The sequence below is a fragment of the Xanthomonas sp. AC360 genome (assembly GCF_979258225.1).
This window is the reverse complement of the sequence record NZ_OZ409846.1, coordinates 1,469,052-1,492,412: the sequence shown is the minus strand read 5'-3', so window position 1 is coordinate 1,492,412 and position 23,361 is coordinate 1,469,052. Positions and strand designations below refer to the sequence as shown.

The following is a 23,361-nucleotide window of genomic DNA, read 5'->3' as shown; positions in this document are numbered from 1 at the left end:
TTGGCGATTGTCCAGGCCCCTTCCAGTTGTACGACCGGTATCCGAGCGATGTCTCTTCGTAGCGAGCGCGTCACGCAGCTGAGCTCCGTTCCGCGGTTCCGCCTCGGCCCGCTGCTGGTCGAGCCCGAGCGGCTGACGCTGATCGACGACGGCCAGACCATCACGCTGGAACCGCGCATGATGGAAGTGCTGATCGCACTGGCCGAGCGCGCCGGCGAAGTGATCAGCGCCGAGCAGCTGCTGATCGAGGTGTGGCACGGAAGCTTTTACGGCGATAACCCGGTGCACAAGACCATCGCGCAGCTGCGCCGCAAGCTGGGCGACGACAGCCGCCAGCCGCGCTTTATCGAAACCATCCGCAAACGCGGCTATCGGTTGCTGCCCAAGGTGGTGTTTCCGCAGGAGTATCGCGGCGCGGTGATCGGCACCGGGTCGTGGGCGCAGGGCAGCCCGTACGTGGGCTTGCAGGCCTTCGACCCGGCGCACGCAGAGGTGTTTTTCGGCCGCAGTCACGCAATTGCACAAGTCGTTGCGGCGTTGCGCGCGCAGCTGCACAGCCAGCGCGGGCTGGTGCTGGTGAGTGGAGCGAGCGGCTGCGGCAAGACCTCGTTGCTGCGGGCCGGCGTGGTGCCGTTGCTGTCGCACGCCGGCGGGCTGGATGGGCTGGAAGCGGTGGCGGTGACGTACTGCAATCTGGCGCAATGCCGTGGCGGCGATGTGCACGACACGCTCGCGCGCGCACTCGGCGACTGGTCAATCGCCGAGCGCGCGGTGTTCTCGCCCGCGCAACTGGCACGGCTTGCCGAGTGGCTGCAACACCCCGCCCCGCTGCATGCCGCAATCGTCGAAGCGCTACGGTACAGCGCCCCGGTACGCGATAGCGCGCAGACCCAGCGGCATCTGCTGCTGGTGATCGACCATGCCGAGGCCATGGTGGCCGCACCCGGCATCACCGATGCCGACCGCAGCGCGCTGGCCGCTGTATTGCAGGCGCTGTGCAGCAGCGCGCATGTGGGGGTGTTACTGCTGACCCGCAGCGACTTTTATCCGCGGCTGATCGATGCCTTGCCGGACATCGTCGAACTCAAACGCGGCGACGGGCATGTGGATCTGCTGCCGCCGCGCGACGGCGAGATCGGCCAGATCATTCGCGTGCCCGCGGCGATGGCCGGGCTGCGCTTCGAAGAAGAGCACGACAGCGTCAGCCGCCTGGACGATGTATTGCGCGACGCCACCGCGCGCCAGCCCGATGCGTTGCCGTTGTTGCAGCATTTGTTGCATGCGCTACACGCGCAGCGCAGCGACGATGGCCTGCTGACGTTTGCGGCCTACCGCGCCTTGGGTGGACTGGAAGGTGCGTTGGCGCACCACGCCGAAGCGACCTTTCGTGCCTTGCCGGCCGCCGCGCAGGCAGCGCTGGGCGAGGTGCTGACACAGCTGAGCGTGATCCACCCCGACAGCGCTGCGGTGACCGCACGCCGTGCACCCTGGTCGGCGTTGCCGGCCGACGGTGCAGCGCATGCGCTGGTCGATGCCTTCGTGCATGCGCGGCTGTTTGTCAGCGAACTGGTGGCCGGCGAGCCGGGGTTTGCGGTGGCCCACGAAGCCTTGTTGCGGCAATGGCCACGCGCGGCCGAGTGGATCTACGAAAACCGCCGATTGCTGCAGGCACGCAAGCGCCTGCAGCTGGCCGCGCAGCGCTGGGCAAGCGAGGGCCGGCGCACCGATCACCTGCTCAACAGCGGGCGCCCGTTGAGCGAAGCGCGCGAAGCCGCACGGCGCATGCCACAGGATCTGGATGCGGTGGATGTGGCGTTCCTGCGTGCCTGCGAGCGCTCGCAGCAACGCCGCCGCGGCCTGTATGCAACAGCCGCCACCTTGTTGGTGGTGCTGGCCAGCGCATCGCTCCTGCTCGGTTGGCAGGCGCGCCAGGCCCAGCAAGTGGCAGAAGAGCGCCGCGATCAGGCCCAGCAACTGGTGAGCTACATGCTGGGCGATCTGGCCGAGCAGTTGCGCACGGTGGGCAATCTCAAGCTGCTCGACAGCGTAGGCAGCCGCTCGCTGCGCTATCTGGAAGATCTGCCCAACGCCAGCATGCAACCGGGCGATCTGATCAACCACGCCCGGGCCCTGCGGACCACCGGCGAAGTACTGATGAACCAGGGCAAGCTGGACGAGGCGCAGGCGGCGTTTACGCGTGCGGCCGCCACCGCCGAGCAGGCACGCCTGCGCGCACCCGACATGCTGGATGCACATGCGGAAACCGGCCAGGCGGCGTATTGGCTGGGGAATATGGCTTATCGCAAGAAGCAGTTCGCGCTGGCGCACACCCATTGGTCACAGTATCTGGCCGCCAGCGAGTGGCTGGTGCGCAGCGTGCCGGCCGATCCTCACTGGCAGCTGGAACTGTCGTACGCGCTCAACAATCTGGGCATGCTGGCCAACGCGCAGGGCGATGTCGCAACGGCGATCGGGTTTTTTGCGCGCGACATCGCGCTCAAGCGGGTGCTCAGCGCGCGGGCTCCGGACAATGCATCACTGCGCTACGAATTGATCGACAGCTTGTCCGGGCTGAGCCTGGCGCAGGAAAACCAGGGCCTGCTGGCGCCTGCCGAGCAGGGGTATCGCGATCAAATCGCGATGCTGCGCGTGCTGGTCGCCAAGGACCCCAACGCCGATGCCTGGCAACGACGTCTGGCGGTGTCGTTGATCCGCGTCTCCAATCTGGCGTTGGTGCAGGGTCATCTGCCCCAGGCGCAGCGCGACGCGCAGGACAGCGTACGCATCCTGCAGCCGCTGGTGGCCTTGCAGCCGGACAATCAGACCTGGCGCAGCGATCTGGGGCATGCCTATACGCAGGCCGGCTGGATCGCCGCATTGGACGGGCAGTCTGCGCAGGCCACGCAGCAATTGGGTCAGGCGCGTCACACCATGGCCAGCCTGCTACAGCAGTCGCAGCCGCTGCCCGACTGGGAATTGCTGGATGCCATCATCGCGCTGCGCTTGCACCACATCCAGGCCGCTCATGCGGGCAGCCTGGATCAGATCGTGGCACGCGTGGATGCACTGCATCGCGCCAAACCCGACGATCTGTCCGCTATTTCGACATTGGCACTCGCGCTGGTCTGGCAGGGCGAACAACGCGCAGCTGCGGGCGATGACAATGGCGCACGTGCTGCATGGCAGCGCGCGGTGACGCTGTTTGGCAAGGACATAGGCAACAGCCGCGACAAGAACCTGCTCGACCCCTGGATTCGCGCCCAAGTGCATCTGGGCCAGCGCACTGCTGTTACGCAACAGCTCGGATGGCTGTACCAAGCGGGCTACCGCCACCCGGGGTTTGTCTCCTTCTATGCCCCGCTTCTCAAGGAACAGGACAAGTCATGACGGACTTCAGTATCAAGCTCACGGTCGCTCGGGTGGGATTCGGAGGAAACACGGGCGCTGGCGAATATTTCTACAGCTTTGCTCCGGATCTGCTGATTGTCGACAAGGACGACGGCGTATCGACGTTGACTTATCACTTCGATGAAGACGTTGTTCCGAAGCATTTCAAGATCAAGAGTTTGCTGACGACCGACGCGTTCAAACAGATCAGTGAACCCTTGATTGCCTCCGGCGGCCGCAGCGTCTCGGTCGTCAACGCCAATAGCGTCCCCACACTGATCTTTCTGACTCTCATCGTTGAAGACCCAAGCCGCAAGGACAAGAAAGGAAATAAAGTCTGGTTCAGTTGCGATCCCCAGGTCGGCAACGATCCAAAGATCAACCCGCAGGAACGTCCGCCCCGAGAATAAGAACGGCTAACCAGACGTAGCGAGCGGCTGCCAGGTCGGTGTGGACGGCGCGCAGGGACCGGCAGCGTGTGGTACGCGCCCGATTCTGAGCACCGGCCGCGCCCGCCTGGTGGTCGCGCAGTGATTTTTTACTCGCTCCTCATCTGCTGCTGCACGCGGTCTGGCAGTTCGCTGCCAGGCGATGTGCCGTTTAGCTAGGTTGAACGGTCAAGCGGGAAGGGCCGCGCAATGCGCGCGACCGTCAGGGCACTGAGCCGTGATGCGCTCACTGCAGGCAAGCGCCGCTGCGAATCAGTCACACCGGCGGCGTTGGATGCCGAAGTGCCAGTCGGTGGAGACAGACGGTCGGCACCGGGAGCGCACTGTCGTGCCGGTCTGCGTGCCTGGAAAAGACGCTATGGGTCCGCCGGTTCCCGGCAACCCTGACAGGCCGCTGTTTGCCTGCCGGTGGTTGCTCGCTCCCTGCGTTGGTCATAACCAGGCCGGGGACGCGTCGGGGCCGAGCGGATTGCAGGCATCTTTGTCGCAGACGCGGGCTGCGGCGCGCTGCCTGTCCAGTTCGCCAGGACCGAAGACCATGCGCAGAACAGGGTCGACCGCCGACGGCTTGGTCAGCAACGCGGCCTGGGCCCAGGGTGCGGGCAGTTCGGCCTGCGTTGGGCCTGACCAGCCCACCGTGGCGAACAGAACGAGAAGCACAGCGACGGATCGGGATTGGCGCATGACGGACTCCGCAGCAGACCGGAGCGCGGCGCGTTTCCGGGCGGCGCCAGTGGCCGCCGGATCACCTTGGTGCGCGGCCGCTCGCCAGACCTGACGGCAACCTTACGGTTGCTGGTGGAAGCTGGCGGATTCTCAGAATCTTTTTTGAAACAACTAGATAGAGCAGCCGTGCGGAGTGCGGGCTGGTTGACGGACCGGCGTGCTTGGCGTCGCTGCCTGCCTTCGCCACAGCTGGGTGACCTGTGGGAAAAGGGGCATTTGGGTGCAGCTCTTAGGTCAACCAAGGAGCAAAACTGGAGTGACTGGTCGCTGGCGCCAAGCCATGCGGACTGGCTGCGGGCTATTACTTCTCCCTTTGCGCGAAGCTGCTCTGCAGGGATGGGCGAGGTTGAGGGCGAAGCCCTGTGTCATCGGATTCCACGGGTGGCTTCGCCCCGTACCCTCACCCCAACCCCTCTCCCGCAGGAGAGGGGCTTTAGGCTCCCCCTTATCTCCTGGACAGAAGAAGATTCCCTCATCGACAGAGGAAGATTCCCTCATCGACATGCGGATCAGCCTTGGTCAACCGGAAGCAGACGACAGGCTTCCCGGTCGCCATGGAGCTCTTCCTTCTCCCATCGGGAGAAGGTGCCCCGCAGGGGCGGATGAGGGTACGGGCGAAGCCTCGTGCCCCCCACCACGCCTGCGGCTTCGCCTGGCACTTGCCCCCACTCCCCGCCCTCAAATCACCCGCAAGGTGATCGCCTTCAGCACCGCACGGGTGCGGTCGCGGGTGCCGAGCTTTTCCAGGATGGTGGAGACGTAGTTCTTCACCGTGCCTTCGGCGAGGAACAGGGTGCGGGCGATTTCCTTGTTGGAATAGCCGCCGGCCAGCAGGCGCAGGATCGCCACCTCGCGTTCGCTGAAGGTCTCGCTCGGCGCCTGTTGGTCGCGGAACTGGTAACGCGCGCGCACCGGGTCGGTGCTGACCGGTTGCAGCAGGGTCTCGCCGGCAGCGACGCGCGCGATGGCATCGCGCAGGTCTTCCGGGGCGGCGTCCTTGAGCAGGAAGCCCTGCGCGCCGGCTTCGGTGGCGCGCAATAGCAGGTCGCTGTCGTCGAAGGTGGTCAGCAGCAGCACGGGGGTGCGGTCGCCGCGGGCGCGCAGTTGCCCCAGCGCCTGGATACCGTCGACGCCGGGCATGCGGATATCGCTGAGCACCACATCCACCGCGGTGACACTCAGCGCATCCAGCAATGCCTGGCCGTCGTCGGCCTCGCAGACCACCTCCACGCCTTGCTGCTGCAGCAAGGCGCGCAAGCCGGCGCGGACCAGGATCTGGTCGTCGGCCAGGGCGATTCGAAGTGAACTCATAGCGGAACTCTCGCAGTCAGATGCATGCCGCCCGTGGGGGTGAGGCCTAGGTCGAGGTGGCCGTGCAGGGTCGCCAGGCGTTCGCGCATGCCGGTGATGCCGTTGCCTTCGCGGATGCACTCGGCGCGGCGGCCGTCGTCTTGAATGTCCACGCGCAGCTGCGCGTTCTCGCAGTGCAGATGCACCGCGACTTCGTCGGCATCGGCATGCCGCACCGCATTGGTCAGCGCCTCCTGCACCAGCCGCAGCAATAACTCCGCCACGCGGGCATCGGTGATGCGCACGTCCGGGTCGATGCGCAGGCGCAGCGCCGGGCGCGGGAACGGTGCGGCCAGCGCGCGCAACGCGGTTTGCAGGTCCAGGCCGCGATCGTCGCGCATGGACTGCACCACGTTGCGGATGTCGGCCAGCAGTTCGGCAGACAGCTGCTCCAGCACCGCAATGTCGTCGCGCTGCGCCAACGCGGGGTCGGCGCTGAGCAGTCGCAGATTGATGCGCATGGCGGTGAGTTTGTGCCCGGCCACATCGTGCAGCTCGCGCGCCAGACGCAGGCGTTCGGCGTCGCGTGCGCTGTCGGCCAGCAGCGCGCGTGTGGCCAGCAGATCGGCGTTGACGTAGGCCAGCGCATCGCGCGCGCGCTCGGCACTGCGCGCGTAGTTGGCGGTCAGCGCGGCAAAGGCCTGGAAGCTGGTGTAGATGGTCACCATCAGCAGTGGGCGCGGGAGATGCGCCTGCACGAAAATCGCATACGTGGCCGCATTGATCACCAGCATCAGCGCCAGCACCTGGGGCGGTTGCCAGCGTATCGCCGCCTGCGCGACCACCAGCACCAGCAACACCGGCGAGGTCCCGGTGCGCGGCTCCAGCCAGACCAAGGCCACCGCCAGCAGTGCCTGCAGCAACAGGGCGCCCCGCTGCGGCAGCGGCCGTGGCGGCAGCAGGTAGCGCAACAGGAACACCAGCGTGAAGCCAATCAAGGTGGCCCAGCGCCATCGCGCAGACGATGAGAGTTCCGGACCGAACGACAGCATGACCGCCGCGATGGTGAGCATGCCGGCCAGGTTGAGCGGTTTGGCGATGTCGCGCAGGGGGGATGTCATACGGCGATGCTGACCGCCGCGTGTCCGCTCGGCAATGGTGCGCCTGCAGAAGGTGACTTCCGGCAGGTGGGATCGATGACCTGCGGCCCCTGTGCCGGGCGCGGCGCCTGCGCACACTGGCATCACCAACCCACCCCATCGCCACGGAGTTACGCCATGTCTGCGTCCAATCTGTTTCTCGCACTCAATCTGATCTGGGGCGGCTATGAAGTGCTGCTCAGCCGCCGTCGCCGCGCCAGCGATGGCGGCGCGCACGATCAGGGCACGCTGCAGCAGCTGTGGCGGGTGCTGTATGCGGCGGTGGCCATTGCGGTGGCGCTGGCCTATAGCGGGCTGGCGCATTGGCCGCAGAGCTGGCACGCGCCGCTGCAGTGGGCCGGCTGCGCCTTGATCGGCGGCGGGTTGGCGCTGCGGGTGTGGGCCATCCAGGTGCTGGCACGCTGGTTCACGGTGGATGTGACCATCCAGCCAGACCACCAATTGGTGCGCAGCGGGCCGTATCGCCTGCTGCGTCACCCGTCCTATACCGGCGCGCTGATGGCCTTCTACGGACTGGCGCTGGGCATGGGCAATGCGTTGTCGGTGGTGGCGATCGTGGTGCCGGTGACGTTGGCGTTCCTGCATCGCATCCGGGTCGAGGAAGCCGCACTGCAACGCGCCTTCCCGGTTGCCTACCCGGCCTATGCCGCGCAGAGCCGCCGCTTGCTGCCGCTGGTGTGGTGAGTTGGCAGCAGCGCCTGCAACGCTGCGGGGCTTCGCGCGCTCGCACACCGGTTCGGCCTGCGCCGCATGCACGCACGAGCAGTGCCGCACTGTCTGGTGTCGCTGCCGCATCGGCCGATCTGCGACGACCGCCACCGCTGCCGGGTTGGCGCGCTGCGTACCATCGGGCTGCGCGCGCCGCATCCCCCATCGTTGCCAGGAGAGTTGCATGCTTGCCCGCACTTACGCCGTTGTCGCCTTGGTCAGCCTGCTTGGCAGCGCTGCCGTCAACGCCGCCGATCTGGACGTGGGCATCAGCGGCCTGCGCTCGCAACAGGGCCAGTTACGGATTGCGGTGATCGCCACCGCCGCGCAACTGGATAGCGCCCAACCCCCGGTGCAGGCGCAGACGGTGCCGATCACCAGCAGCGCACCGCATATCCAGTTCAAGAATCTGGCCCCCGGGCGCTACGCGGTGATGGTCAATCACGACGAAAACGCCAACGGCAAGCTGGACACCAACCTGATCGGCATGCCGGTGGAAGGCTACGGCTTCAGCAACAACCCCACCGGCATGCGTAAACCCGGCTTCGACGAAATCGTCTTCGACCTGCCGGCCAGCGGCAAACGCCTCAGCGTGCAGATGCGCTGAGGCCCACGCGCGAAAGGAGCCATGCATGCACCGCCGCCGCTTCCTGCAATCGTTACTGGCCGCCACCGGCAGCGCTGCGCTGGGCGGCTTTGCCTTGCGCAGCCTGCCTGCACACGCCGCAGAAGCGGCCGTGTTCCAGGCGCAGTTGCAGCGCACGCCGTGGTTACTGGGCTGGCGTAGCGTCACCAGCCCCACCCTGGGGCCGGCCACCGCAACGCTGCAGGGCGCACTGCCCGAGGGGTTGGTAGGCAGCCTGTATCGCAATGGCCCGGCCTGGACCGAGCGCGCCGGGTTCCGCTACGAGCACTGGTTCGACGGCGACGGCATGGTGCACCGCTGGCAGCTGGGCGGCGGCCAGGTGCAGCACCGTGGGCGCATGGTGGCCACCCACAAGTTCACCCAGGAGCAGCAGGCCGGGCGCTTTCTGTATCGCGCGGCCGGCACCTCCGTTCCGGACATGCATCCTGGCCGCAACAACGACGACGTCAACACCGCCAACATCTCGGTCACGATGCTCAATGGCCGCCTGTTTGCGCTGTGGGAAGCCGGCTCGGCGATCGAACTGGACCCCGACGCGCTAAGCACCATCGGCCCGGTCACCTGGCGCGAGGATCTGGCCGCGATGCCGTTTTCTGCGCACCCATTGACCGACCACGATGGCAGCGTCTGGAATGTTGGCTCGATCAGCGTGGTGGGCTCCACCGGCGTGGTGCTCTGGCACCTGGGCGCCGATGCCACGTTGCGCAGCGTGCAGCTGCTGCAGACCGATGCGCCGGCCTACATGCACAGCTTTGCGATGACCGATCGCCATCTGATCCTGGTCATGGCGCCGTATCGGCGGCTGGACGGCGACGGCGCGTTCTTCGAGCAAATGCGCTTCACCCCGGATGCGCCCTGCCGGATTGCGGTGGTGCCCAAGGATGCACTGGACCAACCGCGCTGGTTCGAGGCCGACTTTGCGGTGGCCTATCACTTTGCCGATGCCTACGCGCAGCACGACCGCATCGTGGTGCGCGCCATCGTGCACTCCGATCCGGAAGAAGCCCGCTCGCCGATGCGCGCGGCCATGCACGGCGACCCGAACGCCAAGCCGGCAGCGGTGCAGCTACGCAGCCTGCATCTGGACCTGGCCAGCGGCCGCGCGCACTGGCAGGTGCATCCGGTGGATAACCTGGAACTACCGCTGTTCGACCACCGCACCCCACGCACGCACGGCGCACGTCTGTATGCGCCGTGCATCGATGGCCCGAACCAGTCGCCGTTTCTCAACGCGGTGGCCGGCTACGACCTGGAACGCGACCGCCGCCAGGTGCACCGCTACGGCTCGCATGTGCTGGCCGAAGAACATGTGTTCGTCGCCAAGCCGGGCAGCACGCGCCCGGACCAGGGCTGGCTGGTGGGAACGGTGCTCGACACCCAGCGCGCACGCACCGGGTTGATGGTGCTGGACGCACAGCACATCGATGCCGGGCCGATTGCGCAGGCATGGCTGCCCTACGCGATTCCGCTGGGATTCCATGGGCATTTTGTGGCGGCTGCGTAGCGCGACGGAGGACCTGGCCGCGCTTGCGCCCTATGACCGCTGACAACCTTCTTCACCGAGCGACGCATGGCGCGTTGCGAACGCCAAGGCCATCACCACGCTGACGAACAGCGTGGCCGTTGTAAGACACGCGTTGCTACAACAGACGCGCCGCCCATCCCCGCAACACACCGATCGCCTTACACTCAACGGCTACCCCGCAGCTGTCGTCCGTCTTCGATGATCATTTCTGCCGCTTCCGATTACCGTGCCGCTGCGCAGGCGCGCTTGCCGCCGTTCCTGTTCCATTACATCGATGGCGGCGCCTACGCCGAGCACACGCTGCGGCGCAATGTCTCGGATCTGGCCGATATCGCGCTGCGCCAGCGGGTGCTGCGCAACATGTCCGACCTGAGCCTGAGCACCGAGCTGTTCGGCGAAACCCTGGCGATGCCAGTGGCTTTGGCACCGGTGGGGCTCACCGGCATGTACGCGCGGCGCGGCGAAGTGCAGGCCGCACGTGCGGCGGCCGCGCGCGGGATCCCGTTCACCCTCTCCACGGTGTCGGTGTGCCCGATCGAAGAAGTGGCGCCGGCCATCAGCCGGCCGATGTGGTTCCAGCTGTATGTGCTCAAGGACCGCGGCTTCATGCGCAATGCGCTGGAGCGCGCCAAGGCGGCCGGCGTCACCACGTTGGTATTCACCGTGGACATGCCCACGCCGGGCGCACGCTACCGCGATGCGCACTCGGGCATGAGCGGGCCTAATGCGTCGCTGCGGCGGATGCTGCAGGCGGTGACGCATCCGCGCTGGGCGTGGGACGTGGGCCTGCTCGGCAAACCGCATGATCTGGGCAACATCTCGGCCTATCGCGGCAGCCCCACCGGCTTGCAGGATTACATCGGCTGGCTCGGCGCCAACTTCGACCCGTCGATTGCGTGGAAGGATCTGGAATGGATCCGCGAGTTCTGGACCGGGCCGATGGTGATCAAGGGCATCCTGGACCCGGACGATGCGCGCGATGCGGTGCGCTTTGGCGCCGACGGCATTGTGGTGTCCAACCACGGTGGGCGTCAGCTCGATGGCGTGCTGTCCAGCGCACGCGCGTTGCCGGCCATTGCCGATGCGGTGAAAGGGCAGCTCAAGATCCTGGCCGACTCGGGCATCCGCAGTGGGCTGGATGTGGTGCGCATGCTCGCGCTCGGCGCCGATGCGGTGTTGTTGGGCCGCGCATTCGTCTACGCGCTGGCGGCCGGCGGCCAAGCCGGTGTAGAAAATTTGCTGACCTTGATCGAGAAGGAAATGCGCGTGGCAATGACGCTGACCGGCACGCATTCGATTGCCGAGATCAGTGGCGATGCGTTGAGCCGGGTGACGCGCGAGAACGCTGTGTCGCCTTGAATCGGGAATGGAGAATCGGGAATCGGTAAAAGCGCTTGGCCGCATTGGTTTTGCTGGGTGCATGCCGGGCAATAAGCAATGGCGGCGTTGTCTGCCATCGCTCCGCGCCCTTCTCTCAGCCGGCTAGAGCGGCTGCAGTTCTTTGCTTGAGCGGGCACGATGCTTCGACATCGGGAAGTACGCGTATCTCCTACGCCGTACTGCTTCTGCGTAGCGACTGCGCAGCCGTCGTGTCGATCGTTAGCGCTTGCCCTCACCTGTCGGCAACCGTTGCTTCACTGCCAGCACTTCCGCCCACGGGTCCACACGCTGTCGCTTGGCACGTTGCACGGCCTTGTCGATCGGAAACGCATCCGGCCCGCTGATCTTGCCGAGCTCTTCCCAGTGCAGCGGTACTGCGACGGTGGCCTTCGCGCGCGCGCGCAGCGACCACGAACACACGCTGGTGTTGCCGCGGCCGTTGCGCAGCCAGTCGACAAAGATCACGCCATGGCGCTTGGCCTTGCTCATGGTGGCCACGTAACGCTCCGGTGCCTGTGTGGCCAGCGCCTGCGCAAATGCCTCGCAGAAATCGCGCGCTTGCTCCCAGCTGGCATCGGGCACGATCGGCACGACGACATGCAGCCCCTTGCCGCCGGACAAGCGCACTGCGCTTTCCAGTCCTGCCGCGCGCAGCTTGGTGCGGATGTCGCGCGCGGCAGCCACCACCGCGGACCAGGCGACCTGTTCGCCCGGATCCAGGTCAAACACCAGGCGGTCCGGATGCTCCGGGTCGTCGATGCACGACCCCCACGGATGCAGCTCCAGCGTGTTCATCTGCACCAGCTCGAGCAAGCCGGCTGCATCCTCGATATACAAATAATCCTCAGTGCCGCTTTTCTGCTTGAGCGCAATCGCCTCGATATGCGCGCCCAGTTGCCGACCCTGGTGCTTCTGGAAGAAGCAGTCGCCGCCCACGCCATCGGGGCAGCGCAGCAACGACAGCGGCCGGCGCGCAACCTCCGGCAACACCAGCGGCGCGACGGCACGGTAGTAGGCCGCCACCTCGCCCTTGCTGATGCCCAGCGCGGGAAACACCACACGCTCGGGATGGGTGATGGTGACGCCGTCGGTGGACAGCGCCGCCGCTGTCTTCTTCGACGTGGCCGATGCAGTGCTGGTGACGCTCGATGCTATGGATGTCCTGCTCTTGGACGCTGCCTCGCCAGCACGTGTGCGTGTGCTCGCAACGCTGCTCGTGGTCCTGGAGACTTTTTTGCTCGCGTTCTCCTGCGTCGCCGCGCTCGATGTCGCTGCTGCAGCGCGTGTCTTGGTCGCGCGCTTGGCGGGTGCAGCGCGGTCGCCGCCCAGATCGGTCATGGGTTTGTCCTGCCGTAAGCGCTTGAACGCAGCCTGCCGCAACAGCCCTTGCTTGGCCCAGCCACGGAATGCCACTTCGGCGATCAGCGCCGGCCGCACCCAGTGCACATCGCGCGGACGGCCCGGCAGATGCGATGGCAGTTCCAACGTGGCGGTGTCGCTGTGCAGCGCACGCAGTTGCGTGGTGATCTTGCCCAACAACGCGTCATCGAAACCGGTGCCCACGCGGCCCACGTAACGCAGCGCCTTGCCGTCCAGTTGCGCAAGCAGCAACGCACCGAAGCCGCTGCGCGTGCCCTTGGGATCTGTGTATCCCACCACCACAAACTCGTCGCTGTCTTCGTGCTTGGTCTTGACCCAATCCGCACCGCGGCCGCCGCGATACGCCGCGTCGGCGCGCTTGCTGACAATGCCTTCCCAGCCCTTGTCGGCACTGGCCGCGAACACCTCCGGCCCGCGCCCGATCACATGGTCGCTGTAGGCCAATGTGCCCGGGGTGTCGCCAAGCAGTGCACGCAGCAGCTGTTTGCGCTGCAGCAGCGGCGTGTCGCGCAGATCGACGCCGGCCACACCGAGCAGATCGAACACGAGATAGCGCAGCGGTTGCCGCGCGCTGCCATCCAGCGCCCGTTGCAATGCGGAGAAATCGCTACGTCCCTGCGCATCCAGCACCACCAGCTCGCCATCCAGCCGTGCGTCGCGCACCGGCAACGCCTGCAGCGCGCTCACTACCTCCGGGAAGCGCTCGGTCCATGCCTGGTCGTTACGCGAGCGCAGTTGCACACGGCCATCGACTAGGTCGGCCAGCAGGCGATACCCATCCCATTTGATTTCATGCAGCCATCCATCGCCATCTGGGGCCTGCTCGCGCAACAGCGTCAACTGCGCACGCAAGTCGGTCGGACACGGCGCATCTCGTGCGCCATCCAACTCCAGTGCCCGCGTGCGCCAGGTGGCCTGCGTTGGGCTGCGCTTGGTGGCGTGGTCGTGCCGGCCCATCGGCTAGCCGGCCTTGCGCCGCGGTGCGGCTTTTGCAGCGGTTTTCTTGGTTGCCTTGCTCGCCGTCTTCTTGGTGGTTTTCTTTGCGATCTTCTTGGTTGCGGCCTTCTTGGCCGACGCTGCGTTCGCGCCAACTGTGCCGGTCTTCTTCGCCGGTGTGCGCGTATTGGCCTGCAGGCTTTTCTGCAGCAAGGACATGAAATCCACCACGTTGGTGGTGGCGTCTTCATGCTGGGTGGGCACCACCTCCACCTGCGTGGTGCCACCCTTTTCCTGGATGCGCTTGCGCAGGATCTTCTCGAGCTTGCCGCGGAATTCGTCGTGATAGTCCTCCGGCTGCCAGCTGCCGGACATCGACTCGATCAACTGCCTGGCCATCTCCTGTTCCTTGGGCGTGATGCGGTACTCGCCCACCGCACCGGCCGGCAATTTGAAGTCCTGCGGGTCCACCACTTCCTGTTGATAGCGCAGCAGCAACAGGATCAACGCATCACCCTGCGGCATCACCGCGGCCAGGTATTCGCGGGTGCGGATCACCACCTTGGCAATACCCACCTTGCCGGTGTCGCGCAGCGTTTCGCGCAGCAGCACATAGCCTTTTTCAGCCTTCTTGCCTGGCACCAGGATGTAGGGCTTTTCGAAATAGCGCGGGTCGATGTCCGCTGCATCGACAAAGGTTTCCACCTCCACCGTCTCGTGGCTTTCCGGCGACGCCGAGCGGATGTCCTGCTCTTCGACGATGACGTAGCTGCCCTTGTCGTACTCGAATGCCTTGACGATCTCCTTCCACGGCACTTCATCGCCAGTATCGGCGTTGACGCGCTCGAAGCGGATCGGCTTCTTGTCGCGCGAGTCGAGCATGCGGAAGTGCAGGTCCACCTTGCGTTCGCCGGACATCAGCGACACCGGCACATTTAGCAGGCCAAATGACAGGGTTCCGGTCCAGATCGGTCGTGCCATCAGTGCGCCGCTCCGTGGATGGCTGCCTCGGGAATATGGTCCAGCGCCAGCCACGCGTCTTCGACGATGGTGCGCGCATGCGGCCAGTCCAGGCGCGAGTTGCCGCGCATGCTGTCCCACTGCGCCGCCAGCGCCTGCTCGCAGAGCGTGTCATTGCCGCGCGGCCAGTCTGCAGCGTGGGTCAGGCGGGCGAACGCATAGGCCGGCGACAGATCGCGCCAGGTGGGCCCGCCCCGGCGGCGGCGGCGCTGATAATCGGCCAGGCTGTAGCACTGGAAGTCCTGCGCTACACCGACTGCATCGACTGGCGGTCGCTTGCGATGGGTCCGCTTGGCCGCTGCAGGCTCCACCTGCGCACTGAACAGGCGACGGTCGGGACGGCGGTCCTGGGGGCGCATGGTCTGCTCCACGGTGCAGCGTTGAGGGCCCACATCAGTAGCGCCGCTGCCGTGATCCAGACGTGAGAAATCCGCTTACATCGTGCGATTTGCGTGCCCTTCACCGCACACGCGCTGAACTGGCAGCCCATCCAGACACCAGGAGCGGCGCCATGTCCCGCGACCCCTTACGCGACCAACCCACCCAACCGGGCGAACAGCACGGCAAGCGCGATGCCGAGCAGTATGAGGATCGCGGTGCAGGCGATGCACCAGGCCGCTTGATCCCGGCCGATGACGACACCCCTGCCAAGACGCCGGGCAGCACACCGGCAGCCGAGCACTGACAGCGGCGCGGTCGCGAGGCGAGTCTGGCGGTGCTAGGCCCGCCCCGCCGCCTGCAGACGGCGGAATTCGTCATCGCTGAAGAGCCGCGAGCGCACCAAAAATCGCACGCCCTCGCCATTCTCCAGCGAGAACATGCCACCACGGCCCGGCACCACATCGATGATCAGCTGGGTGTGCTTCCAGTACTCGAATTGCGGCGCGCTGATGTAGAACGATGCGCCGCCGATCTCGCCTAAAAGCACGTCGCGATCACCAACGATGAAGTCGCCCACCGCAAAGCACATCGGCGACGAGCCATCGCAACACCCGCCGGATTGATGGAACAGCAGATCGCCGTGCCGCGCGCGCAGTGTGTCGATCAGCTGTAATGCTGGCAGCGTGGCCATGACCTGCAATGGCAGGTCTGTCTGGGTGATCGTGCCGTGCATCATCCGCCTCCAATGGCCGCGTCAGGCTGCCATATCGCGCACGATACGCCCCTCGCGGTCATGCCGGCGCGCATGCATACGACAGTCGATGTGGGTGTCGGGTGTGTCGGTCGCCACGGTCGTAGCCACCCAGGTGTTCTGCAGGGGACGTGTACCGCTTGAGGTCAAGCGGCAGGAGGCAAGTCAGATTCGGCCGTATCCGCGATCAACCATCATCCGAGCACCGGACAACCACGCAGCCTGCGCGTGAGCCCGCTCCCCACAGCCGCATGGAGCGCAGACATGGCGGTACGCGCAAGAGGCACCGGCCGCGCGGACGCGGCCGATAGTCGCCGCCCTCACATGCCACTCGTACACTCCGCCTCTGTGCGCCATCCGCATCCGCCCGACGCCTGCGCGTCACGTGGTGCTGGTCACTGTGCGCTTTAACGCTCATACGGAAGGAACCACACCATGAAGCAACGCCTGCTCACCGCCGCCCTGCTTGCCCTGCTACTGCAAGGCTGTCAGGCGCCCGAGTCCACTACCGCCGCCGATCCCGCTGCGCCGACCTCCACGGCCACGACAACCGCCGCCCCGGAACCGGTACCTCCGGCCACCCCGGCAGCACAGCGCCCCGCGCTGCCCCAGGGAGCCTGCGAGAAAACCGAAGACGGCTTCTCTGCGTTTCTGGAAGCGATCGTCGCCGATCCGGCGTTACGTGCGGCCTACAGTGCCCCACACGTCGAAGAACGCGACCTGCGCGACCCGTGCAAGCCGGTGGACCGCCCCGGCGAGCCGTTCCGGCTGGTCCTGATCGATTCGCGCTGGTCCTACGACGAACCCGACAAGCAGCCCGAGCAACTGGCGCGGGTGAAGCTGGAGCTCAAGCCCGACGGCGAGCGCATGCGCGCAGAGTTCATCAGGGCCGAGTTCTCCCCCGACGAAGAAGTGATCAAGACCGTCGGGACACCGGAAGCCTATGTGTTCGACTACACGCAGCAATGCTGGCAGTTGACCCAGCATCTGCGCTGATCGGCGGCTAGCCCGCCTGCGGGCAGACTCCGTCACTCTTGGTTGTCTCGCTATCAATAAGGAAATTGCACATGCCCAGGTACACCATCGTCGAATCGGTCGGACGCGGCGTCCAGCACATCCACGACTACGAAGACATCGAGCGCCATCACCCCACGCGCGGTAACGAGCGCGGGCGCGTGTACGGCACCGTCAATGGCGAGCGCGAAGAACTGCTCGGCAACTACAACGGCGCGGCAACCGTCTCGCGCGATGGCGACCATTACGTGTCGAAGGATTTCGTGCTGCAGGCCGGTGGGGCCAGTGCGGTGCCGGTGCCGGCCATTGCCAGCGGCTATATCGGCCGCGTGGATGCCAGCGACGGGATCGTGCAGATCTACGACAAGCCCGCCTCCGACCCGAGCCGCGAAATGATCGCGCAGTATCGGCATCTGGAGCTGCGCAATACCCAGCTGGAAACCGGCGCGCGCATCGAATACGGGCAGTCGGTGGGCATCCAGGGCGGCTTCAACAACGGCAATCCCAGTGCGTTCGGCAAGCACGTGCATGTGGACATCAACACCAGCTACCTTCCACAGGCCGAGCGCTATGTGCGCGACATCAGCAGCGGCAAGATCACCACCGATCAGCGTCCGCAACACGCCCAGCCCAACCTCACCGGTACGGCCCAGGTGACGGACATTTCAGGCAATGGCCGCACAGTCGCTGCGCCGGGCGGGGCCGCAGCGGTGAGCGCCGCTCCAATTGCCGATGGCGTGCTGCGCAAGAACGAACATGGACCGGACGTCACAGCGCTGCAGCAACGCCTCAATGCGCTGGGATACACCGATGCCCAGGGCCAGCCATTGGGCACCGACGGCAAGTTTGGCGATCGCACCCTGCAGGCTGTGCAGGCATTCCAGCGCGATCACCAACTGAGCGATGACGGCATCGCCGGCCAGGATACCTTCAAGGCGCTGGCCGACGCCCAGCCGCGCCAGCCCGAGCATGCCGCCGCCGCGGAGCAACGTGACGCGTCAGCGCGCCAACCGCTGTTGTCCGATCAGGCGCATCCGCAGCATGCGATGTACCAACAGGCAGTGGGCGCGCTGGAAAAGCTCGGCCCTGCGGGCGGGTTCAAGGACCGCAAGGAGCTGGAGCAAGCCGCCGGCACCCTCACCCACGACGCCAGCATCAGCGGGCTGACCCGCATCGACCACGTCACGCCCAACAAGGCGGGCAACGGTCTGTTTGCGGTGGAAGGCAGGCTGGACGACCCGGCACACCGCCGTGCCTACGTCGATCGCGACCAGGCGGTGCAACAGACGCTTGAGCAATCCACGCAGAAACTGCGGCAGGATCTGCCGACCGGCATCGAACAAGAGCCGGCGCGCGAAACCAACCGCGCGATGGCGATGTAGCCAGCCGTCGGTTATCGCAACATCCTGCAGGCGGCAGGGTCTGCTGCCTGCGAGGAGTTGCTGCATGCGCGATTGATCGATCGGGACACGCGACCAGCAATTGCAACGTGACAACGGACTGCGTGCAGAAGCGGCGTTCGGGTGATACGAGCGAGCAGCGCGCAACGGCCATGCCGTCGTCTACGGGGCACGCTGACACCCTCGATGCGGAGGCGCCGTGCCTGCGCTGTTGATGGCGTGCCGCCCGAACAGGCGGCACGCCATCGGCTCAGAAGAACCCCAGCGCTTTCGGCGAATAGCTCACCAGCAGGTTCTTGGTCTGCTGGTAATGGTCGAGCATCATCTTGTGATTCTCGCGGCCGATGCCTGATTGCTTGTAACCGCCGAACGCAGCATGCGCCGGATAGGCGTGATAGCAGTTGGTCCACACCCGCCCGGCCTGGATCGCGCGGCCCATGCGGTACAACCGCGACGCATCGCGACTCCACACGCCAGCGCCCAGGCCGTAGAGCGTGTCGTTGGCAATCGCCAGCGCCTCGGCTTCGTCCTTGAAGGTGGTGACCGACACCACCGGCCCGAAGATTTCTTCCTGGAACACACGCATCTTGTTGTGGCCCTTGAACACCGTGGGCTTGACGTAGAAGCCATCGGCCAGCTCGCCATCGAGCGTGTTGCGCTCGCCACCGATCAACACTTCGGCACCTTCCTGTCTGCCGATGTCGATGTACGACAAGATCTTTTCCAGCTGCTCGCTCGATGCCTGCGCGCCAACCATGGTGTTGGGATCGAGCGGATTGCCCTGCTTGATTGCGGCCACGCGCTTGAGCGCTTTTTCCATGAACTTGTCGTAGATCGATTCCTGGATCAGCGCGCGCGAGGGGCAAGTGCATACCTCGCCCTGATTGAAGGCGAACAGCACAAAACCTTCCACCGCCTTGTCGAGAAAATCATCGTCTTCGGCCATCACATCGGCAAAGAAGATGTTGGGCGATTTACCGCCCAGCTCCAGCGTCACCGGAATCAGGTTCTGGCTGGCGTATTGCATGATCAGCCGGCCGGTGGTGGTTTCACCGGTGAAGGCGATCTTGGCGATGCGCGGGTTGCTGGCCAGCGGCTTGCCAGCCTCCAACCCAAAGCCATTGACCACGTTGAGCACGCCGGGCGGTAGCAGATCGCCGATGACCTCCATCAACACCAGGATCGACGCCGGTGTCTGTTCGGCCGGCTTCATCACCACGCAGTTACCGGCGGCCAGGGCGGGCGCCAGTTTCCAGCACGCCATCAGCAACGGGAAATTCCACGGAATGATCTGCCCCACCACGCCGAGCGGCTCGTGGAAATGGTAGGCGATGGTGTCACTGTCGATCTCGGAAATGCCGCCTTCCTGCGCCCGGATCGCGCCGGCAAAATAACGGAAGTGATCCACGCACAGCGGCACGTCGGCATTGAGCGTTTCGCGCACCGGTTTGCCGTTGTCCCAGGTTTCGGCATAGGCCAGCAATTCCAGATTCTGCTCGATGCGGTCGGCGATCTTGAGCAGCACATTGGAGCGATCGGTGGTGGAGGTCTTGCCCCAGGCCTCTTTTGCCGCGTGCGCAGCATCCAGCGCCGCCTCGATATCCGGCCCGGTGGAGCGCGCAATCGAGGTAAACACCTTGCCACTGATCGGCGTAGTGTTGTCGAAGTATTGGCCGCTGTGCGGCGCAACCCACGCACCGCCGATGAAGTTGTCGTAGCGCGATTTGAAGATGGACTGCGGGTCGGTATTGAGCGGTTTGGTTGAGGCAAGCGCGTTCATCATGGTCTCCTGGCAGCGTGGTCCGATGCGAACGTGTATACCCCTGCAAGTGCTAGCGCAATGTCATGTCAGGCGCTGTTGCGCTGCGTCATTTCTTGCTACGCAGAAAGACTGGTTTTCCCGCTCAAATGCATTGCAGCGCATCATCGCCTATAGGCGTAAGGCAACGATCAACAAGCAGTAAAGAGCGCGTGTGGCGGCAATACCGATGGCAGCGTGACGTTGATATCGGCGTGCGGGCACTGTCGCCAAGGTCAACGCGTGGTTGTGTGTGTCCCTGACGGCATCGGCTCGTCCAGCGGTGCCTTGCAGTCGGCGACGCTTTTTTGATGGTAGGAGCGCAACTGCCATGCAGCGGCCGGCGTCTGCTGCCATACATAGACCCAGCGATAACGCTGACCGGCGTTGCACGCATCGATGGTGACTTCATCGCGCGGGCGGCCTTGCGACGGCAGGGGCAGTGCCGCGGTGGCTGCATCGATGCGTGTGCCCATGGGCCTATCGAAAAGGACGGTACTGACGCGAACAGTGCCCAAATCGGCAGCGGCCTGCGGCGGCATCTGCCTGGTTTGACCGCTCGGCCTGGGTTGTTGCAGCAGCCAGGCATGGATCTGTGCGATGGCCGGGGCACCGGCGGGGTAGTCGTGCACGATGCGCATGTCCATATGGTCTGCCCTGGCCACATTGCAGGCCAGCAGACACGCCACCGTCGTCGAAAAAACCAACGCTTGCTTCCAGGCTGTCATCGTTGCGCTCCTTGCAGTGAATGAGTGATCCAAACTATCACGCACGTGTTGAGTGACGACAGCCTTCTTCGCATGGCGCGACGCGACTTCAAGCCGCCGTCGTGGAGCCTGCGGCGCGCCATGCCTGCACTGCCGCAAGCACGCGGTTGCCATGCAGGGCGCTGCTATCGCGCACGGCATAGGCGTGTGGTCTGGCTTGTACCTACGCCGCCAGTTGCGCGCAGGCGGCGTGCGCGTCTACCAACACATCGGCGAGCTCTGTTGCGTTCAACGACAGCAGGATCGAGAAGCCGGTGGCCGACATCGTGCAGTTGATGTCCAGCCAGTAGCGGCTGTCCTCGCGCAGGAGAAACCAGTCTGCGGGGGCGTGATCGATGACGCGCATGGTGTGGCCTGGCGTTTTACTGGAGATGCCTCTGCGCACCGCTGTGGCGGCCACGTAGCGAGGCGTGTCATCGGGACGGCTTCGTCGCGCCCGGGTGCGCTCCTACGGGGCAGCGGGCGCGTTGTTGGACGCGCACCGCCTGCGGCCTAGTCAGCCACCAAAATCCCACTGCAGCCCCACCGTATACGTGCGATCCGGACCCGGCTCGTAATAGCGCCCGTTGCCGTCGTTGACGATCACCGAGCCCACGTACTGCCGGTCCAGCGCGTTGTCGATGCGTGCAAATGTACGCAGCGCACCCTGCGCAGTGGTCCAGCGGCGCGAGGCCTCCAGATTGACCAACGCATAGCCGGGCGCGCGTTCGGTGGCCAGGTCGTTGGCCACGGTGGCGTCGGAGGCCACCGTTTCGGCGGCGAACTGCCACTGCGCCGGTTGCCACTGCCAGCGCGCGAACAATTGCTGGCGCGGCACGCCGGGCAGGCGCGAGCCGCTGGCCACCGGTGCGGTGGGCGTGGCGCAGCCGCTGCTGGCGCAGGTGAGATAGCCATCGCGCACGGTGGCGTCGACAAACGTGTAAGCCAGCTGCACTTGCTGGGTGGCGCCCAGCGGTTGCTGCCAACTCAGCTCCGCGCCCTGGCGGCGGGTGGCGCCGATGTTGCGGAAAGTGCTGCGGCCGTTGGTGTTGCTGGCCACCGCCAACTCGTCGTCGGTGTCGGCGCGGAACAACGCCACCTGCAGCGCCGCGCCGCTCTGCGCGCGCCACTTGCTACCGACTTCGTAATTGCGGCTCGTGGCCGAGCCCAGATCCAGCGCCAGACCGGCGGCGCCATCGTTGCGATAGCCCAGCTCGTTGAAAGTAGGCGTTTCGAAGCCGCGTCCGGCCGAGGCGTAAAAACGCAGATCGTCGGTGGCGCGGAACACGATGCCGCCCACCGGCGTGGTCGCCGAATAATCGCGCCGCCCGCTATCGTCGGGATTGCGGCCCACGATGTAGTGGTCGTCCGACTTGAAACGCACCTGGCTATGCCGCACGCCCAGCAATGCAGACCAGCGGTCGCTCCACTGCCACCAGGCCTGCGCAAACTGGTCCACGTTTTCGACCTGGTCGCGCTGATTGCGGCGCAGCGCGCCCTGCACGCCCAACGTGGCGCCGACGAAGTTTTCGTAGCCGGTGCGGTACTGCCGTTGGCGATCGACGTTCGCGCCCACGGTGAGCTGCAGCGGCCGGCCCAGCGCCTGCCCCTGCCACGCCCAGCGCCCGTCGGCACCTTCGTAATTGCTGTCCAGATCGATCACGCCGCCGGCGTGCAGCGGGTTGCGCTGCACCGCCACCGGCACCGCCAGAAACTGCTCCACGCTGCGTTGGCCGCCATAGGCCATCAGCCGCAGCGTCTGGCTGTCGAATTGCTGGGTGAAGATCGCCCCTGCCTGCGATTGGCGCACCGATTTGCGGGTATTGAACTGCGTGGCCACCGATGTGGCCTGGCGCGGGTCGGCGTTGAATTGCGCGCGGGTCAGACCCAGCGGGTCCTGTGCATCGGGCGCGTCGAGATAATTGAGCACCAGATCCAGCCGGCTGCCGGGCGCCAGATCGAAACCGAGCTTGGCGTTGACCGAGTCGCGCTTGGCGCGGCTATGGTCGCGGAAGCCGTCGGTTTCAAAGTGATTGGCGGCCAGGTTGTAATGCACCGCGCCCTGCTGCCCGAGCAACTGCGCGCCCACATTGACGGTGGCATTGCTGCCGTAGGTGGCACGCAGCCGCCATGGATCATCCGGCTTGCCATCGGCGCTCCACAGTTGCAGTACGCCGCCGGAAGAGTTGCCGTACAGCGCCGAAAACGGCCCGCGCAGCACTTCCACCCGCTCGGCGCCCAGCACGTTGAAGTGCGACAACTGGCCTTGTCCATCGGGCATGCTCGCCGGGATGCCGTCCACCAGCAGGCGCACACCGCGTACGCCAAAGGTGGAACGCGCACCGAAGCCGCGGATCGACAGCTGGGTGTCCTGCGCGTAATTCTGGCGGTCGCGCGCCACCAGCCCGGGGATGCCGTCCAGCAGCTCGGACACCTGCGCGCCGCGGCGGTTGTCGTCGTCGGCCGACACCACGGTGAACGAGGCCGGCAGGTCGAAGTCGTCCACCCCGTGCACGCGCGCGGCATCCACCTGCACGGCTGGCAGCAGCTGGGGTGTGGGCTCGGCGGCCAGGGCGGGCGCAACGGCGCTCGCAACGAACACGCCGCACGCGGCGGCCAACAAGGTGAGTCTGGGCATGCGCGTAGTGTCCCTCATCCGTCCTG

General features: G+C 65.7%; 19 protein-coding genes, 1 other RNA gene and 1 pseudogene. 9 read left to right on the top strand and 12 right to left on the bottom strand.

Annotated features, from left to right (window positions below; all coding sequences use genetic code 11):
• The first annotated feature begins 48 nt into the window (after positions 1–48).
• Together ACZZ0O_RS06330 and ACZZ0O_RS06325 are read left to right on the top strand one after the other, a co-directional pair.
• Positions 49–3,387, top strand: coding sequence for an nSTAND1 domain-containing NTPase (locus ACZZ0O_RS06330; protein WP_463590299.1), 3,339 nt, complete (start codon positions 49–51; stop codon positions 3,385–3,387).
• A complete protein-coding gene (locus ACZZ0O_RS06325; RefSeq protein WP_463590298.1) occupies positions 3,384–3,797 on the top strand; it encodes a hypothetical protein in 414 nt (137 codons plus the stop codon). The genes ACZZ0O_RS06330 and ACZZ0O_RS06325 overlap by 4 nt, the downstream gene beginning before the upstream one ends.
• A 4-nt stretch (positions 3,798–3,801) precedes the next feature.
• Here the strand turns inward: ACZZ0O_RS06325 and ACZZ0O_RS06320 are convergent.
• The 4 genes from ACZZ0O_RS06320 to ACZZ0O_RS06305 all read right to left on the bottom strand — a co-directional run bounded on the left by ACZZ0O_RS06320 (position 3,802) and on the right by ACZZ0O_RS06305 (position 7,096).
• Positions 3,802–3,870, bottom strand: a non-coding RNA gene (locus tag ACZZ0O_RS06320) — sX9 sRNA.
• A 398-nt stretch (positions 3,871–4,268) separates the two neighbouring features.
• Positions 4,269–4,520, bottom strand: coding sequence for a hypothetical protein (locus ACZZ0O_RS06315; RefSeq protein ID WP_463590297.1), 252 nt, complete (start codon positions 4,518–4,520; stop codon positions 4,269–4,271).
• Positions 4,521–5,240: 720 nt separating this feature from the next.
• Positions 5,241–5,873, bottom strand: a complete 633-nt coding sequence (locus ACZZ0O_RS06310) for a response regulator transcription factor (RefSeq protein ID WP_055852897.1) — start codon at positions 5,871–5,873, stop codon at positions 5,241–5,243.
• On the bottom strand, positions 5,870–7,096 hold the full coding sequence (locus ACZZ0O_RS06305) for a sensor histidine kinase (protein WP_463590296.1): 1,227 nt from the start codon (positions 7,094–7,096) through the stop codon (positions 5,870–5,872). Before ACZZ0O_RS06305 ends, ACZZ0O_RS06310 begins: the two co-directional genes overlap by 4 nt.
• Positions 7,097–7,129: 33 nt before the next feature.
• Here ACZZ0O_RS06305 and ACZZ0O_RS06300 point away from each other — a divergent pair, with 33 nt between their 5' ends.
• From ACZZ0O_RS06300 to lldD, 4 genes are all read left to right on the top strand, one after another.
• The gene (locus ACZZ0O_RS06300) at positions 7,130–7,696 is read left to right on the top strand and encodes a methyltransferase family protein (protein ID WP_463590295.1); all 567 of its coding nucleotides are present in this window, start codon (positions 7,130–7,132) and stop codon (positions 7,694–7,696) included.
• 208 nt (positions 7,697–7,904) lie between these two features.
• Complete coding sequence (locus tag ACZZ0O_RS06295) at positions 7,905–8,327, top strand: DUF2141 domain-containing protein (protein ID WP_323518234.1); 423 nt, start codon at positions 7,905–7,907, stop codon at positions 8,325–8,327.
• Positions 8,328–8,352: 25 nt separating this feature from the next.
• Complete coding sequence (locus tag ACZZ0O_RS06290; RefSeq protein WP_463590294.1) at positions 8,353–9,870, top strand: carotenoid oxygenase family protein; 1,518 nt, start codon at positions 8,353–8,355, stop codon at positions 9,868–9,870.
• A 219-nt stretch (positions 9,871–10,089) separates the two neighbouring features.
• Positions 10,090–11,250, top strand: a complete 1,161-nt coding sequence (gene lldD / locus ACZZ0O_RS06285; RefSeq protein ID WP_055852886.1) for an FMN-dependent L-lactate dehydrogenase LldD — start codon at positions 10,090–10,092, stop codon at positions 11,248–11,250.
• A gap of 240 nt (positions 11,251–11,490) precedes the next feature.
• Here the strand turns inward: lldD and ligD are convergent, their stop codons facing one another.
• The 3 genes from ligD to ACZZ0O_RS06270 are packed head-to-tail and all read right to left on the bottom strand — an operon-like array spanning position 11,491 to position 14,966.
• A complete protein-coding gene (ligD, locus tag ACZZ0O_RS06280) occupies positions 11,491–13,608 on the bottom strand; it encodes a DNA ligase D (RefSeq protein ID WP_463590293.1) in 2,118 nt (705 codons plus the stop codon).
• 3 nt (positions 13,609–13,611) lie between these two features.
• Positions 13,612–14,568, bottom strand: coding sequence for a non-homologous end joining protein Ku (gene ku, locus ACZZ0O_RS06275; RefSeq protein WP_463590292.1), 957 nt, complete (start codon positions 14,566–14,568; stop codon positions 13,612–13,614).
• The gene (locus ACZZ0O_RS06270) at positions 14,568–14,966 is read right to left on the bottom strand and encodes a hypothetical protein (protein ID WP_115552477.1); all 399 of its coding nucleotides are present in this window, start codon (positions 14,964–14,966) and stop codon (positions 14,568–14,570) included. The genes ku and ACZZ0O_RS06270 overlap by 1 nt, the downstream gene beginning before the upstream one ends.
• 152 nt (positions 14,967–15,118) lie before the next feature.
• Here ACZZ0O_RS06270 and ACZZ0O_RS06265 point away from each other — a divergent pair, with 152 nt between their 5' ends.
• Entirely contained in the window at positions 15,119–15,292 is a 174-nt protein-coding gene (locus ACZZ0O_RS06265) for a hypothetical protein (RefSeq protein ID WP_162847477.1), read from the top strand.
• A 33-nt stretch (positions 15,293–15,325) separates the two neighbouring features.
• Here the strand turns inward: ACZZ0O_RS06265 and ACZZ0O_RS06260 are convergent, their stop codons facing one another.
• Positions 15,326–15,721 (bottom strand): DUF779 domain-containing protein, encoded by a 396-nt coding sequence (locus ACZZ0O_RS06260; protein WP_115515095.1) that lies wholly within the window; start codon positions 15,719–15,721, stop codon positions 15,326–15,328.
• A gap of 453 nt (positions 15,722–16,174) precedes the next feature.
• On the opposite strand from ACZZ0O_RS06260, the gene ACZZ0O_RS06255 reads away from it, so the two are divergent.
• Positions 16,175–16,735: a hypothetical protein gene (locus tag ACZZ0O_RS06255; protein ID WP_463590291.1), complete on the top strand. Its 561-nt coding sequence runs from the start codon at positions 16,175–16,177 to the stop codon at positions 16,733–16,735.
• Between the two features lie 71 nt (positions 16,736–16,806).
• Positions 16,807–18,135: an XVIPCD domain-containing protein gene (locus tag ACZZ0O_RS06250; RefSeq protein WP_463590290.1), complete on the top strand. Its 1,329-nt coding sequence runs from the start codon at positions 16,807–16,809 to the stop codon at positions 18,133–18,135.
• A 268-nt stretch (positions 18,136–18,403) separates the two neighbouring features.
• Here ACZZ0O_RS06250 and adh read toward each other — a convergent pair whose 3' ends face one another.
• The 4 genes and pseudogenes from adh to ACZZ0O_RS06230 form a co-directional block, all read right to left on the bottom strand.
• Positions 18,404–19,933 (bottom strand): aldehyde dehydrogenase, encoded by a 1,530-nt coding sequence (gene adh, locus ACZZ0O_RS06245; protein ID WP_463590289.1) that lies wholly within the window; start codon positions 19,931–19,933, stop codon positions 18,404–18,406.
• Between the two features lie 254 nt (positions 19,934–20,187).
• The gene (locus tag ACZZ0O_RS06240) at positions 20,188–20,832 is read right to left on the bottom strand and encodes a hypothetical protein (protein WP_463590288.1); all 645 of its coding nucleotides are present in this window, start codon (positions 20,830–20,832) and stop codon (positions 20,188–20,190) included.
• A pseudogene (locus tag ACZZ0O_RS06235) lies at positions 20,768–21,064 on the bottom strand (hypothetical protein). The gene ACZZ0O_RS06240 and the pseudogene ACZZ0O_RS06235 overlap by 65 nt, the downstream one beginning before the upstream one ends.
• Before the next feature lie 150 nt (positions 21,065–21,214).
• Positions 21,215–23,335, bottom strand: a complete 2,121-nt coding sequence (locus tag ACZZ0O_RS06230) for a TonB-dependent receptor family protein (protein ID WP_463590287.1) — start codon at positions 23,333–23,335, stop codon at positions 21,215–21,217.
• Positions 23,336–23,361 lie beyond the last annotated feature (26 nt).

Excerpts from the sequence above, each read along its gene's own strand:
- ACZZ0O_RS06330 (WP_463590299.1), top strand. The coding sequence starts at position 49 with ATGTCTCTTCGTAGCGAGCGCGTCACGCAGCTGAGCTCCGTTCCGCGG.
- ACZZ0O_RS06325 (WP_463590298.1), top strand. The coding sequence starts at position 3,384 with ATGACGGACTTCAGTATCAAGCTCACGGTCGCTCGGGTGGGATTCGGA.
- ACZZ0O_RS06315 (WP_463590297.1), bottom strand. The coding sequence starts at position 4,520 with ATGCGCCAATCCCGATCCGTCGCTGTGCTTCTCGTTCTGTTCGCCACG.
- ACZZ0O_RS06310 (WP_055852897.1), bottom strand. The coding sequence starts at position 5,873 with ATGAGTTCACTTCGAATCGCCCTGGCCGACGACCAGATCCTGGTCCGC.
- ACZZ0O_RS06305 (WP_463590296.1), bottom strand. The coding sequence starts at position 7,096 with ATGCCAGTGTGCGCAGGCGCCGCGCCCGGCACAGGGGCCGCAGGTCAT.
- ACZZ0O_RS06300 (WP_463590295.1), top strand. The coding sequence starts at position 7,130 with ATGTCTGCGTCCAATCTGTTTCTCGCACTCAATCTGATCTGGGGCGGC.
- ACZZ0O_RS06295 (WP_323518234.1), top strand. The coding sequence starts at position 7,905 with ATGCTTGCCCGCACTTACGCCGTTGTCGCCTTGGTCAGCCTGCTTGGC.
- ACZZ0O_RS06290 (WP_463590294.1), top strand. The coding sequence starts at position 8,353 with ATGCACCGCCGCCGCTTCCTGCAATCGTTACTGGCCGCCACCGGCAGC.
- lldD (WP_055852886.1), top strand. The coding sequence starts at position 10,090 with ATGATCATTTCTGCCGCTTCCGATTACCGTGCCGCTGCGCAGGCGCGC.
- ligD (WP_463590293.1), bottom strand. The coding sequence starts at position 13,608 with ATGGGCCGGCACGACCACGCCACCAAGCGCAGCCCAACGCAGGCCACC.
- ku (WP_463590292.1), bottom strand. The coding sequence starts at position 14,568 with ATGGCACGACCGATCTGGACCGGAACCCTGTCATTTGGCCTGCTAAAT.
- ACZZ0O_RS06270 (WP_115552477.1), bottom strand. The coding sequence starts at position 14,966 with ATGCGCCCCCAGGACCGCCGTCCCGACCGTCGCCTGTTCAGTGCGCAG.
- ACZZ0O_RS06265 (WP_162847477.1), top strand. The coding sequence starts at position 15,119 with ATGTCCCGCGACCCCTTACGCGACCAACCCACCCAACCGGGCGAACAG.
- ACZZ0O_RS06260 (WP_115515095.1), bottom strand. The coding sequence starts at position 15,721 with ATGCACGGCACGATCACCCAGACAGACCTGCCATTGCAGGTCATGGCC.
- ACZZ0O_RS06255 (WP_463590291.1), top strand. The coding sequence starts at position 16,175 with ATGAAGCAACGCCTGCTCACCGCCGCCCTGCTTGCCCTGCTACTGCAA.
- ACZZ0O_RS06250 (WP_463590290.1), top strand. The coding sequence starts at position 16,807 with ATGCCCAGGTACACCATCGTCGAATCGGTCGGACGCGGCGTCCAGCAC.
- adh (WP_463590289.1), bottom strand. The coding sequence starts at position 19,933 with ATGAACGCGCTTGCCTCAACCAAACCGCTCAATACCGACCCGCAGTCC.
- ACZZ0O_RS06240 (WP_463590288.1), bottom strand. The coding sequence starts at position 20,832 with ATGGCAACCGCGTGCTTGCGGCAGTGCAGGCATGGCGCGCCGCAGGCT.
- ACZZ0O_RS06230 (WP_463590287.1), bottom strand. The coding sequence starts at position 23,335 with ATGCCCAGACTCACCTTGTTGGCCGCCGCGTGCGGCGTGTTCGTTGCG.